10 protein-coding genes are annotated in these 13,335 nt (G+C 45.2%); 6 read left to right on the top strand and 4 right to left on the bottom strand.

Annotation, left to right across the window (positions count from 1 at the left end):
• Nucleotides 1–6: 6 nt before the first annotated feature.
• From EDB95_RS07510 to EDB95_RS07495, 4 genes are all read right to left on the bottom strand, one after another.
• On the bottom strand, nucleotides 7–2,364 hold the full coding sequence (locus EDB95_RS07510) for an ABC transporter permease (protein WP_133992217.1): 2,358 nt from the start codon (nucleotides 2,362–2,364) through the stop codon (nucleotides 7–9).
• A gap of 9 nt (nucleotides 2,365–2,373) precedes the next feature.
• Nucleotides 2,374–3,009 carry a hypothetical protein gene (locus tag EDB95_RS07505; protein ID WP_133992215.1) on the bottom strand — a complete coding sequence of 212 codons (636 nt, stop codon included), beginning with the start codon at nucleotides 3,007–3,009 and terminating at the stop codon, nucleotides 2,374–2,376.
• Between the two features lie 2 nt (nucleotides 3,010–3,011).
• The gene (locus tag EDB95_RS07500) at nucleotides 3,012–4,175 is read right to left on the bottom strand and encodes a 6-bladed beta-propeller (RefSeq protein ID WP_133992213.1); all 1,164 of its coding nucleotides are present in this window, start codon (nucleotides 4,173–4,175) and stop codon (nucleotides 3,012–3,014) included.
• A gap of 380 nt (nucleotides 4,176–4,555) precedes the next feature.
• On the bottom strand, nucleotides 4,556–4,837 hold the full coding sequence (locus tag EDB95_RS07495; RefSeq protein ID WP_133992211.1) for a hypothetical protein: 282 nt from the start codon (nucleotides 4,835–4,837) through the stop codon (nucleotides 4,556–4,558).
• Between the two features lie 810 nt (nucleotides 4,838–5,647).
• Between EDB95_RS07495 and EDB95_RS07490 the strand changes: the two genes are divergently transcribed.
• The 6 genes from EDB95_RS07490 to EDB95_RS07465 all read left to right on the top strand — a co-directional run bounded on the left by EDB95_RS07490 (nucleotide 5,648) and on the right by EDB95_RS07465 (nucleotide 13,316).
• Complete coding sequence (locus EDB95_RS07490) at nucleotides 5,648–5,860, top strand: hypothetical protein (protein ID WP_133992209.1); 213 nt, start codon at nucleotides 5,648–5,650, stop codon at nucleotides 5,858–5,860.
• 110 nt (nucleotides 5,861–5,970) lie between these two features.
• Nucleotides 5,971–7,329 (top strand): S41 family peptidase, encoded by a 1,359-nt coding sequence (locus tag EDB95_RS07485; protein ID WP_162852512.1) that lies wholly within the window; start codon nucleotides 5,971–5,973, stop codon nucleotides 7,327–7,329.
• A 334-nt stretch (nucleotides 7,330–7,663) separates the two neighbouring features.
• Complete coding sequence (locus tag EDB95_RS07480; protein WP_162852511.1) at nucleotides 7,664–8,386, top strand: sensor histidine kinase; 723 nt, start codon at nucleotides 7,664–7,666, stop codon at nucleotides 8,384–8,386.
• Nucleotides 8,387–8,388: 2 nt separating this feature from the next.
• Nucleotides 8,389–9,111: a LytR/AlgR family response regulator transcription factor gene (locus EDB95_RS07475; protein WP_133992203.1), complete on the top strand. Its 723-nt coding sequence runs from the start codon at nucleotides 8,389–8,391 to the stop codon at nucleotides 9,109–9,111.
• A gap of 6 nt (nucleotides 9,112–9,117) precedes the next feature.
• Nucleotides 9,118–10,302, top strand: a complete 1,185-nt coding sequence (locus tag EDB95_RS07470) for a lanthionine synthetase C family protein (protein WP_133992201.1) — start codon at nucleotides 9,118–9,120, stop codon at nucleotides 10,300–10,302.
• Entirely contained in the window at nucleotides 10,275–13,316 is a 3,042-nt protein-coding gene (locus EDB95_RS07465; protein ID WP_317129034.1) for a lantibiotic dehydratase, read from the top strand. Before EDB95_RS07470 ends, EDB95_RS07465 begins: the two co-directional genes overlap by 28 nt.
• The last annotated feature ends 19 nt before the right edge of the window (nucleotides 13,317–13,335 follow it).

Genomic DNA, 13,335 nt, shown 5'->3' with positions numbered 1-13,335 from the left:
TGAGAATTAATTCTCCCGCAATTTTTGGGAGGGGTTTAAGGAAATCAGTTTTGACATTCTTGTATTGGCAACAACCAGGCTAACCAGCACACTAAATGCCGTGGTTAAGGAAAATACCAGAACGGGCATTTGTACACGATAAGTGAAATTATTTAGCCAAATTTTTGAAAAATACCAGGCAAGCGGCACTGCCACCAAATTCGCAACAAGCAATATGTAAATAAGCGGCATATTCAACACCCGGAAGAGGTCGTACATGGTGGCCCCCAAGACCTTTCTAATACTCAATTCCCGCCAGCGCTGGTCAAGCTCGAAACTGGCAAGCGAAAATATACCGAGCAGCGATATAAGAATAAGGCCCATTGTTGAAATGAAAAAGATTTTTTCCATGCGTTGATAAGTGATAAGATACTTTAGAAATTCGTCCTGGACCGTTTTAGGCCTAATCGGTAGAACGTTATTATAATTATTCCAAGTCTTTTCTATATAGTGAGTTGTTCCCACCAAATTGCCGGGAGACACCTTCACCAATACGGAAGTCATTGAGTTAGTGCACCCTGAGTTGATGACATACACAGTAGGACGAACGGACGCTTGAAACCCCTCCGAATTATAGTTACCGACAACACCCAAAATGGACTTCGCTCGTTGACTACTATCCTGACCACAAGGGGAAACAAGAAAGGAAGACCGAACCGGGTCAAATGCCAGTTCCCGAGCGCAGGCCTCATTAATGATCATTCCTTTGCTGGAATCAGTCGGATAGGCAGGATTGAAATCCCGACCGCTGATAAATTTGACCCCCAAAGTGGAGAAATAGTCATAGTCAACGGACACCAAGTCAAGGTTGTGGCTTTCTCCTTTATATGTAAAGGGTAGCTGGGTGAATGCCAAACCGTCACCCGGATAATTGCTACAGCGGGAAACAGACTTTACGGACGGATTATCAAGGAGATCATGTTTAAAGGCATTGTAGTGCGCGTATACACCATAGGAGGCCTGGTATTTGAATACCTGGTCCGGAACAAAACCATAATCCATATGAAGTAAGTAACGAACCTGAGTGAATATGACCAGGCTCACGCAAACGAAGAAAATGGACACCGTAAACTGTAAGGCCAGCAAAAATTTCCGGAGCCACGACCGCTCTGATTGCGGTGTGCTCCCAAATTTGGATAACCGGGCGGCAGAATATCGGGAAAACACGAATGCAGGATACCCCCCCGCTAAGCAAACAGTAATCAGGATTAAAAACGCGATTTCCCCCAAAAAGCGAATATAACTATATGACGACCAGTGGAGAAGATCCATATCAAGCAACCGACCTAAGCCTTGAGCCAAGGGCATGATCAGAAGAAACGCCAACAATACTGCGGCGACTACATGGATTAAAGACTCTGAAAGAATGCCCCAAAAGATCATCCCCGTATCTGCTCCGATGACCCGCCTTACGTATATTTCCTTGTAACGATTGATGGAGGTTGCTATGGTAAGGTTAATATAATTTACAACAGTAATAACGAGGATTAGAACGGCCAGGAGCAAGCAAATTAGAACAAGATCATAACTGCTTCGACTCCCTTCCTTTTGGGCATAATGAAGGTGAATGTCCCGAACGGGTGTATATCCTAGGGCAAGTCCTTGTCCGGTCAAGGCTGGAATACCGTCGAGCGCGGCATTGAATGCAGCCGTTTCATGGTGGTTTTTACTTGCGTAGCCTTGTTTTAGTGCAACATAAGTCCCGTACCGGGCAATATTCCAATCAAGCTGGTTTCTGGCCTTACTGCGCAGTGGTATAAGGGCGCCAAATGATAGGTGGGAGCGATAAGAATCCATGTTGATGACACCGGTAACTGTGAAGAGATCCTGTTTGTTTAATTGGATCGTCTTCCCAATGGGGTTTTTATCACCAAAAAGCGCCATCTTAAGGTCGCGGGTGATAACAATGCTGTTCGGGGCAGAAAGAACTGTCTTTGGATCACCATTTTCCACCTGATATGGAAAAACGGTCAAAAAGTTACTGTCAACCCTCAGTATATCGTTTCTGTAGATCTGTGTTTCCCCCGCGGAAAGAAGAGGGTCAAGCTCACCACGCGCCGCCAGTAGCACACGAGTTGCCGAGATTGCGTCCGGGTTGTGTTCAAGTATGAATTGAGATAGAGGTTGCTGTGTGGTTATGGAGGGCTGCCCATCTTTGGTTATTAGCGATACCCGGTAAACATCACGCAGCTTTGGTGACCACGTATCAAAAGAAAATTCATAATTGACATAAAGAAGAATGCATAGGAATATTACAAAACCACTGGTAAGGCCCAGTAGCTTCACCAAGGAAAGCCGCTTATTTAAAACGCGAACCACACTCATGTTAAAAAATTAGGATTCTGAGAAGTATCTTTCCTTAACTGACAAGAAATATTGTTTTGTTAAACCGGGGTTCCGTTTATAAGGTACGAAAAGAACCTTAGTTTTCAGCGATTGATCAGCCATAAACAAGAACGGCACATCGTATTTTTCAATGGGCAGCCCGAGGCTGGCCGTTCCAATATTAAATACATTTTGTGAAATATTATTGACTCTCATAAAGTTATACAACTCTCGCTGGTTATAATAGGAGGTGATAATGAGAATGTTTTGAGGTCCGATCTTTTTGATTAGGGCACTGAGTTCATCAAGAACCTTTTGATAACAAACGTTGCAGTTAATTTCAGAATACCGGAAAATGAGCTTGGGACCGGATTTCAGCAGGGATTTAAGCCTGACAGATTTTCCATCCAGCCCCTTAAGCTCCAAATCTCCGTCAAGTTGATAGTCATCAGATTTGTAGGTAAGACTATCGTATTTAGTCAACTCGGATACGTCAAAGAGAAGAGTGTTATTATCAGACCTATCTTCATCCAATTGACTTTTAGTCTCTATTGCCTGCTTATCGGCTTTCGCATTCTTCACAAGAAGTAGGCCATCAAAGCCAGCCAATAAGATGATCGCAGCGTATGTAAGAGCGATTTTCATATTCACAAATGATTAAATGTAAAAGCCATAATCACAGGATTGGATAATTCCGTCATGCCATTTGAAATTCCGATCATACGGCTCAAATTCAATTTTTCCGAAGAATCCAATCCAGCATTGTCAAGTGACCAATTCTTCAGCGAAGGAATAAGGGAATAAGGTTGAACAAGAGCGTAGAAAGTATCCCGCCTGGCGGCTATTGAGTATGGTGGATACTTGTCAAAGGTCAGATCATTATTAGCGCTTCTGCTATATGTTTTAAGTTTTTTGGAGGCCCTATCATAAATCGCATAGAGCGCCTTCCCTTGATATTGAAAGGAAAAGGTAACGAAGGAAGGGCTAACCAGAAAGTGATTGATCTGGCCCATGCTAGACGCCGGCGGAATTAAAACATGCAGACCAGGTGGAGCGGTTGTCTTTGGTGGAATGAATTTATGTGTGCCGAAATCCACATAAAAAGCAGGGTATACCCAGTCATCCTTTATCCGGTAAATTGTATCATTTAGATATTCTCTAAAAAACGCTGTCGTGTCATCTGATTTTACCAAAGGGTCTACCAAACGAAGACAGTTAATAGCATTCATAGGGAAATCGGAGGTCAGTTTTTTACCTGTCGTATCGGCTAAAAGGAGGTCATCCTCCTGCCGTCCACCGATAAATCCAACTCCCGTCCCGTGAAATTCAAAGTTCTCGCAATAGAAATCAAGAAGAATATCCCCATGATAATTGCCTTCGAGTGAATACCTAAGAATTTTCCTATTACCGCCGTCCAAAACCCAGAGTTCACGATTCGCCGCATCATAAGTAATATCATTGGGGAGTTTATAAGAAGTGGGGCTGCCAATTGTGCCCAAGTATTTCCCGTCAGAACTAAAAATGAAAACGCATTTGGCCGATGACTTATCCAGTATGTAAAACTTGTCATCGATAGCCAGGAGTTTGTCGACATTCCCAATATTGGCTACTTCCGACCGCTCCAGCGGTACAAAGCGTATGGGTGTTATAAGATCCGATAACCGGTCACTTGATTGCCAGGAGGTGGATGAGTCGGTCACATGAAGGATTACCATTGGGGAAGGAACATGATTTTTGTTACCCTTGCATCCAAGGAGGACAAATATTAGCATCAGCGCCAAACCCTCGATTCTTTTTATGTAAAAAAGCATAAAATTCCTACATCTTTTAACATCTGATAGGTATCAGGAAATATCCCAGCGATATTATATCGCCAGGATATTTCCTGGAAAAACTAGGTTTAAGAGCCACCGCTTGACTTGGAACAATCATTAGCGGATCCGCAAACACACTTGACAGTGGATGTACCGGTTGTGATGCAGACTGACTTGGTACCCGCTGACCCATCGGGCATGGTGCAGCCAACGACCTCTCCATAGCAGTTCATAGCTTCCGCATGAGCCTTGTTGACACTGATCTGGAGTGTAGTGTTGGTTGAGACCGTTATGTTCACAAACAGAAGTGAAGCGATAGCCAGGGTGGCCACGCCGACTTGAAAAACCTTAAGGAATCTTCTTTTCATACGTAAAGTTTATTGGTTACCTGTGTTCTTTTGACAGTCTTGCGCAGTACCGCAGACACATTTTGTTGTTGTGTTGCCGGTCGTGATGCAGACGTTTTTATTACCCGCAGACCCGTCGGGCATGGTGCAGCCCACGTTTTCCTCCAGGCAGTCACCAGCTTCGGCCAAGGCTTTATGCAGCCTTGGGCCATGGGGGCCACTTACAGAAGCAAACACATTAACAGACAGGATTGCGATCAGGCTTACCCCGCCAATAATTGCGAGGATTTTCTTCGGCGATTTTTTTTCCATATTAAGGGGATTTGGTTCCTTAGGAATTTCCTGGCTTGGTGCAGGGGGTGGTCGAACCGCAAGTACATTGAGTTGAGGTGTTCGCAGTCGTATTGCAAACTGTGTAGGTACTGCTTGTGCCGTCGGGAAGAGAGCAAGAAACCGTTTCGCTGTGGCAGGCTGGGACCTCGGCAGCTGCTTGATTGATATAAATCGACCTAAAATCAGTGCGAATGGCGAAGATATTGAAGGCCACGCATGCAACCAATACCAGACCGATTACGAGCAGATTTCTCTTTCTTGCTATCATAGATTTTTTTGTGGTTTTAGTGTTAGCAATGCTAATGTAGGGCATGCAACCTATGATGAGGTATTTATTATCCCAAATGACGTTTGATAGGGATCAAAATATTTTTGCCCTGAACCTGAATAGTTCATATATTTAAAAGACGAGGAATTATAAGTAAATATTTTAATCTTATGAGCCAGTACACTTCGGAAAAAACCTCATTGGAATTGAAAAGCAAAATAATCATCACACTTTCCAACAGGCAACGAATGAGTGGTGGAGGGGAAACACCGCAAGAAACACAAAATGAAACAAATTGCGCGTCCGTTTTGACCTGTGTAACCTGTACCTGCACTGACCCTTGTCCAACAGAAACGGCGATTTGCTAGTCTGACTTTTGAATGGGACCATTTAAGATTTGACCTATATCAAAAAACGAATAGACTCGTTGGATTGAATTGGTACCTAGCAAAATGAAATTGGTGTATTTTTTTGCATTTCCGGCGACATAATATTTAGGTTTGGTATATAAATTCTGCAAAATGATCAACGAAACCCAACCAAAGCTCAAGCTGGAGCTAAAAAGCAAGACAATTGTTACTCTATCCAACAAGCAGCTAAAGAAAGTTTGGGGCGGGGTAACACCTGAAAAGGCCACCCAGGACCCGAACGACACTGCCTGCGCCACCTATGACAGTTGCGATGCATGCATAACAACGCCAATTGAAACAGGATGCTTGACGATTAACTGTTAGACGAGTAAATAGTAAAGCACGACATGAGATCCCTTCCCTGTAAATTATTTTTACTATTGGCATTCACGGTTCATTACACTCGACCGGCCACCGCACAGAATTGCAATTGCGTGACAAACCTTTCCTTCCTGGAAAAGAGTGTAGAAGAGGACTATGCGGGCTTTAACGACAAAGTCAATTCAGCAACAATTGATAGGTACAACCGGCTAAAGGATAGTCTTCATGAGGAAGCTACTTTAGCCGGTTCATCTTCTTGTTATAAGCTGCTAAAAAGATATCTCGCCTTCTTTCGTGAGCCCCATCTGAACTTGTTCGTGAGAAACGCGAATGGTTATCTCGATAGTCTTCGTGACGTGTTCAAGGATGAGCCCCGAATACCTATCCAACTTAGCGAATTAAAGGAACGATGGGTGCAGGGAAAAGGCGATCCTTTGGAGGGAATTTGGCGGCAAGGTAGCTCCTATGAGATTGCCATGCTCAAGGATCCGGCAATACCCGGTGATTATTTGGGTATAGTGCTAAAAGCAGACAGCATTTGCTGGTTCCCCGGTCAATTAAAAATGCGGTTTTCCACTCATCCGGGAGGAAAATACACTGTAACATTTTATGGCCGCGACCATACACCCCTTACACCTACGACGATAGTGAGATCAAACAGTCTAGTTATCGATGGATATGGAACATGGTTGAAGACTTTTCCCGTTTCAAAGGAACCGGTGAATCCTGACGGATTTGGTAGCGAGGTCGTATCGTTCAAGGTCTTGTCAAAAGATGCCTGTGTATTAACTATAAAGAGTTTTGACCAGGAATACGTTAAAACCACGGACAGCATCATAAAAGCAAACCTCAGCATCATCGAGCGTACAAGAAACTTGATCATCGACCTTAGAGAGAATGGAGGTGGGGTGAGTGACTGTTTTTTTTCGCTTTTCCCGTTAATATATACCGGACCTATTCCCTACGATGAGGTATATCTACGATCTTCGCCTGGAAATATCGCAATCTATGAAAAATGGAAAAATAACCCTTTGCTTTCCAATGCGAAAAGTAAGGCTGTGCAGGAATTCATAGATAGTATGAAGGCTGAACCCGGAAAAATGGTTCGAGTAAGAAAAGGAATCACGATTACGCTTGACTCTATTTTGGAGTTCCCCAGAAAAATCGGTGTGCTCGTGGACTATGGTTGCGCGAGCGCGACCGAAGGCTTCTTGATAAATTGCCACTATAGCAAAAAGGTGACAATATTCGGTTCACACACCCATGGCGGATATGATTATTCGGAGGTAGTGGATACCAGGTCCATGCCCTGTCCCTATATGTACTACTTATGTCCCGCTGGCAAAAGGGGACTAAAAGTATATCCACCCATTGATAATATTGGGATTCAGCCGGACGTCCCCTTGGACGAGACGATACCTGATTGGGTGGCTTACGCGGTAAAATATTTGGGCCGTGAAAAGACCAACTAATCGACAGCTACGACGTGCGGGATGGCACATAATGTTCTGGGTCCTTTACACGGTCTTCAATTATGTATTGTCTCGCATACAGGCTTTATCCCGTTATTTATTTCTTTCTGAATATATCGCAAAGTACAGCCTAGCAGCGCTCGTATTTTACGCGAACATTTTTGTAATCCTGCCTCGGTTCTATTCTGTCCGGAGAATTCCAGCACTCGTATCGGCGGAAGTTTTACTTTTTGCGTTCATTGTAGCATTACATCGTTTGATTTATTGGTATATACTACCACTAAGCGGATACCCAAAGGTTACGGTTTATGATTTCTGGCATTCCTCAGCTATTATGTCATGGTGGTGGTTCCAATACACTTTGTTTGGCTTCGGATACTGGTATGCCCAGGAATCGATAGAAAAGCAAAAGTCAATCAATGAGTTGGAACGAAAACAATCTTTAGAAGCCCAAAAAAAGGCGGAATTGGAAAAGGAAAAGTTGATCGCTGAACAGGCCTATCTCAGGGCCCAGATCAATCCACATTTTCTGTATAATGTCCTGAATTTCCTTTATTATAAGGCACTAACAGTATCTGACGAGTTGTCGGAGGGGATCTTGACTTTGTCGGAAATCATGCATTACGCATTTAGGGAAGGAAATGGATCGGGCTTGATTAGCCTGGAGGGCGAAGTTGAGCACCTAAAGAACTTAATTAAAATCAATCAATTCAGGTTCGGTAGGCAACTACAAGTACGCTTCGAATGCAACGGGGACTATTACGGGGCAAAGGTGATACCCTTTATATTCGTAACGATCGTTGAGAATGCATTTAAGCATGGAGATCTGTTGAATGAGGAACATCCGGTTGTGATTTCACTGGATTATGACGATATAAATGGGCAGGTTCGGTTTTATACAAGGAATCAAAAATCCAAGACAGCAGCGGAATTTTCCTCCGGCGTCGGAATTGCTAATTTGAAAAAAAGACTGGAACAATGGTACCGAGACAGGTTTGTTCTTGAGGTATTGGAGACTGATGAGGATTATTCTACTCTTTTGGAAATAAGACTGTGACTATGATACGTTGTCTTTTGGTGGACGATGAGCAAGCAGCGATCGAAATCTTGAAAATATACCTGGAAAAGACCCCTTTTTTATCCTTGGCAGGGTCAACGACAAGTCCTATTGAAGCACTGCATATCCTTACGTCCCAGAACATCGATTTGGTCTTCCTGGATATTCATATGCCCGACATAACGGGACTAGAGCTAATCAAGGCAATGCCGCTGAACACACTGGTGATATTAACCACGGCATACCCCGACTATGCACTGGATGGCTACGATCTCAACATTGTAGATTACCTGCTCAAGCCCATTTCCTTGCAGCGTTTCATGAAGGCGGCGACAAAGGCGCTAAAGATGCATACTGCCGAGAATCATCCCAAGGGAGAGTCCTTATTTGTGGAAGAGGATCATGTTTTTGTGAAAACGGAACAGAAAGGGAGGTTGATAAAAATATACTTTAAAGATATAAAATATGTAGAGGGCATGAAAAATTATATTGCCTTCCATTGGAGTGGCGGGAAAACATTGACACTACATAGTCTATCGGAATTGGAAAAGATATTGCCTTCGGCAAAGTTTATGCGGATTCACAAATCTTATATCGTTGCCTTGGACGAAATTGACCTGGTTGATGCGGGCGAAGTCGTATTAAGGGGATCAGGCACAAGGATACCCTTCGGAGTAACCTACAAGGAGGCCTTTCTGAACAGAATCAAGAGTAAATTGTTATAAATCACAATGACGCTATCTCCGAAGTTTCCCGTAACCGCTGACGACTTCGATTTGATTCAAAACATCATTGACGATTCGCCGGCAAAGGACGATGGTTTGCTGAGCGGGCGGCTTGGCTTAGCGTTTTACTATTATAATGCCTTTAAGATAACAAGGGCGGAGAATTGGTGGCGGGCGACTGTAGCCTGCCTTAGAGAAATTCTTGATCGTCTGGAGGAAGGAAACTCCACGCTTACAAATCCATCATTTTCTTCTGGGCTGGCTGGGTTGGGGTATGTTTTTGAATACATCAAAAGAGAGGGCCTTCCTGCTGAAATTGAGTTGGCAGACTTGCCGCCGACGTTCGACGATTTCTTGGTGGAAGGGGCTTTGGAAATGATGAAATCGAATAATGTCGATTTCTTACATGGGGCGGTTGGAATTCTTCATTACTACGCAAGTCTTCCCGCTTCAGACTTAACGGAACGCATTTTGGAATATTTGATACAACAATTGATAAAGGATGGGGTGGAAAGTTGGAAAGGGACGTGGTGGAGGAATAGTGTGCTAAAGGAGGGGCTGAATTGCATGAATATGAGCCTAGCTCATGGTCAATGCGGGATATTACTGGTGCTGTTGAATGTCCTGGAAAAGCATGGGGACAAATGGAATGTGAGCGATACGATACGGAAGGGAATATCCTTTCTCCTATCTAGTGCGGGGCACGTACAAGCTGAAAAAGCATCCATATTCCCATTTTTCACTATGGAAAACTCTGGCGAGACTTTCGTCGGCAATCGTCTGGCTTGGTGTTACGGCGATATGAATGTAGCCTGGCTTTTATATCGGGCAGGAACCCGCTTTGGCGTCCGGGAATGGATTGAAGTCGCCGAACACGTAGGTCTTGCTACTATAACGCGAAGAACCCATGAAGAGACATTAATAGCAGATGCACACTATTGCCATGGTGCGGCGGGGGTTACGCATATGTATCGGGCATTGCATCGGATTACTGGCAAAGAAGACTACAAAGAGGCATTTGACTTTTGGGCGATTCGTACCTTGACCATGGCCAGGGAAGACGCCAAGGCGAGCCGGTATGCTGGCCATGAGGGCAGCCTGCTAACAGGCTGGCCTGGGATCGGATTGATATTGATGTCTGTCAACCTGGGGGTTTGGACGCCATGGGGAGAAGCTTTCTTACTATGTTAGCGGATTATAAATTTACGAGTGGCCTGGTTGTGCGAGCACCCAGGATACCAGGCTGGCAACGACTGGACGAGGCTACCATAAGGGCCTTGGCTACCAAGGCCTGGTTCAAGGAGGCTGTATATGCAGCTTCGCCCGCTCTTTACCGGGAGATGCTGAAATGGTTGGATGGCGGGCGAAACGATAAAATGCTGACTACTCTCTGCAAATACGTTTCAAGGATGAATCACCGATGCACTCCCTTTGGGCTTTTTTCTGGTTGTGCCTATATTGGATGGGGACAAGGTGAGACGTCCATCACATTAAATGGAACAACGCGAAAAACGCGCCCCGACATGTCCTTTTTGTACAAATTTGGCCGAACGGCCGCAGCGGAATTGCGCGATCATCTTCGGTTCCATGTAAACAGCAGCGCCTATGTGTTGGGGGAAGAGATTCGCCTAATGAAGCATGTATATGATCGGAATGGGGACCGAACATACCAACTGCATGCAGTGGAACGGACTGAATACCTCGATTCATTGATGGTCCAAGCCAAAGGCGACGTTGGGTTTCGAGATCTCGTATCCACCCTGGTGTCGTTCGGGGCAGAAGAAGAGGACGCAGTATCGTATGTGGAAAGGTTGTTGGAAGAGAGAGTGTTTGTGGATGAGTTGGAGCCAACCGTAACCGGAGAAGGCTACTTTGAACACCTGATAACATCGATAGAAAAGGCTGGCTGCGGCACTTCTGCCATTGGACGCCGGCTCAAGGAGCTTAAGCCAGGATTGGCAGCCATTGACACACCGGACATAGCAGACAATGACCGCTCCTTGGAACTGAGTGGCCTTTTCGAGGGCTTCGGCTTGGCACATGATGAAGGTCGACTCTTTCAAGTGGATTTATTCTTTGAGGGTGATAATTGTCTGGATAGTCGTTTGAAAGCCCAACTCGTTGATGTATTGAAAGTTCTGAACAAGTTGAGTTTGCCATCGGTAGGGGGAGGCCTGTTGGAGTTCGCCCGTAGGTACAGGACGCGATATGAAGACAGGGAGATGCCTCTTTCAGCAGTTCTAGACCCAGACGCGGGGATCGGTTACCCCGGGATCGAAAGCAAAGGTGCTTGGCCGGAATTACATTTAGAGGCCCCTGAAAAAAGGAGGCCAGATCTTGGTTGGGGTCAAGTGGAGGAGTTCCTATTTTCAACCTTACTAGAGGCACAACAACACCACGCATATAGTGTGATCTTAGATGAAACAACAGTGGAAAGGTTGCCAGATGTGGGAGCTGCACTGCCATTATCACTTTCTGTGACATTTCAGGTGTTAGACGGAATTGACGGACTGTTGTGGGTGGAGGGAGCCGGCGGATCCAGCGCCGCGAACCTACTGGCGAGATTTTGCCAAGGTGATGACTCCATTAATCAACTGTCTGAAGAAATTACGAGCGCTGAAGTCGCGGCAATTGGGTCAACATCGGTGTTGGCAGAGATCGTGCATCTACCTGAAGACCGTACTGGGAATATTCAGCAGCATCCTACTCTTAGGGATTATGAGATTCCATACTTGGGGCAACCAGTCGTTCAAGAGGAGGGAATTCTTCCCCTGGATGATCTATATATATCAGTTAGCGGGGAGGAGGTAGTATTGCGATCCCGTAAATTGGGGAAACGGGTATTGCCAAGGCTCACAAATGCATACAACTACGCCAAAACCGCCCTCCCGGTTTTCCGATTCCTTTGTGACCTTCAGGGACAAGGAACACAACGATCCCTTGGTTTTTCCTGGGGAGCACTGGCATCACGGTTCGTTTTCTTACCCAGGGTGACCTGGAAAGGACATGTTTTGTCTCGGGCGACCTGGCAGTTTAAAGCGAAAGATTACCGGACATTACTTGAAGGAGAGGACGACACAATGGAGAGAATGACTCGATGGCGCGAAGAGTGGAAGATCCCGCTCTCATTTCTATGGCTGGACGGGGATAACGAATTACTGATTGAGGCGGAGAATCCACTTTTAGTTGGCATTTTCTTGAAGATGGTACGAAAACACCCTTCGTTTAAAATAGCGGAATACCTGCGAACAGGCGAAGGAGTGGTTCGAGCGGTTGATGGAACCTCGTACAATGGGCAGTTCGTCGCGTCCTTGGTGAGACATAGGGGGACGGACGCAGCGCCGGGTAAGAAAATTTTCATCGAGGGAGTTCAACGAAGCTTTTCCGTGGGATCCGAATGGATGTATTATAAGTTGTATTGTGGCGAAAGGAGCGCAGACATGTTGCTCGATAAAGTGGTGGGGCCAGTTTGGGAAGAACTTCGAGCTAAAGGTCTGGTGCAAAGATGGTTTTTTATTAGATATGCGGACCCCGAGTTTCATTTGCGAGTGAGGTTTTTGTTGTCCAGACCAGAAAGCTGGGGTGAAGCGGTTCAAGTGGTATCTTCCCATTTTAGACCATTTGAAAAAGAAGGGTTTATATGGAAGACGCAGATGGATACTTATAACCGGGAGCTGGAGCGATATGGGGCTGGAACTATCCAGGAGGCGGAGGAAATATTTCAGATTAGTAGTGACTCAATGCTTAACTTTTTAAGAAGGCAAACCGACGTGGTTCCTCGATGGATGTGGGGCGTTCAAGTACTAGATGCAATGCTTGGTTCATTTGGGTGGGAGCTGGTGGAGAAACAAGGATTCGCGCTTGATAAATACAATCTTATGGCAAAAGAGCTGGATCCCCAAAAGGCGGTCCGGAGGGAGACAGATAAAAATTACCGTGTGTATGCGAAAGAGATCTCTGAGATGCTGAGCCTGAATGATTATATCACGGAAGAGTTTTCGGTGAAATTCGGCAATGTAACAGATCGTTTGGTAGCGGCTAAAAGGGATGGGCGTCTGGAAGTGCCGTTACAGAATTTGCTCGGGAGCTTTATTCATATGCATATGAACCGTCTTTTCGTGTCCGAGAACCGTGTTCAGGAGATGGTGGTGTATGATCTGGCGCACCGATATTATACCTCAAAATTGGCTAGATTGAAAGATTAGGAAGCAGGCCCCTATGTCG

Origin of the sequence: Dinghuibacter silviterrae, assembly GCF_004366355.1 — a bacterium.
GTDB lineage: Bacteria > Bacteroidota > Bacteroidia > Chitinophagales > Chitinophagaceae > Dinghuibacter > Dinghuibacter silviterrae.
Note: the sequence above shows the minus strand (reverse complement) of the source record. Positions and strands in the feature narration are given on the sequence as shown.

Bases quoted from the DNA above. Each gene is read 5' to 3' on its own strand.
- EDB95_RS07475 (WP_133992203.1), top strand. From the start codon at position 8,389: ATGATACGTTGTCTTTTGGTGGACGATGAGCAAGCAGCGATCGAAATC.
- EDB95_RS07495 (WP_133992211.1), bottom strand. From the start codon at position 4,837: ATGGAAAAAAAATCGCCGAAGAAAATCCTCGCAATTATTGGCGGGGTA.
- EDB95_RS07480 (WP_162852511.1), top strand. From the start codon at position 7,664: ATGTCATGGTGGTGGTTCCAATACACTTTGTTTGGCTTCGGATACTGG.
- EDB95_RS07490 (WP_133992209.1), top strand. From the start codon at position 5,648: ATGATCAACGAAACCCAACCAAAGCTCAAGCTGGAGCTAAAAAGCAAG.
- EDB95_RS07505 (WP_133992215.1), bottom strand. From the start codon at position 3,009: ATGAAAATCGCTCTTACATACGCTGCGATCATCTTATTGGCTGGCTTT.
- EDB95_RS07465 (WP_317129034.1), top strand. From the start codon at position 10,275: ATGGGGAGAAGCTTTCTTACTATGTTAGCGGATTATAAATTTACGAGT.
- EDB95_RS07510 (WP_133992217.1), bottom strand. From the start codon at position 2,364: ATGAGTGTGGTTCGCGTTTTAAATAAGCGGCTTTCCTTGGTGAAGCTA.
- EDB95_RS07470 (WP_133992201.1), top strand. From the start codon at position 9,118: ATGACGCTATCTCCGAAGTTTCCCGTAACCGCTGACGACTTCGATTTG.
- EDB95_RS07500 (WP_133992213.1), bottom strand. From the start codon at position 4,175: ATGCTTTTTTACATAAAAAGAATCGAGGGTTTGGCGCTGATGCTAATA.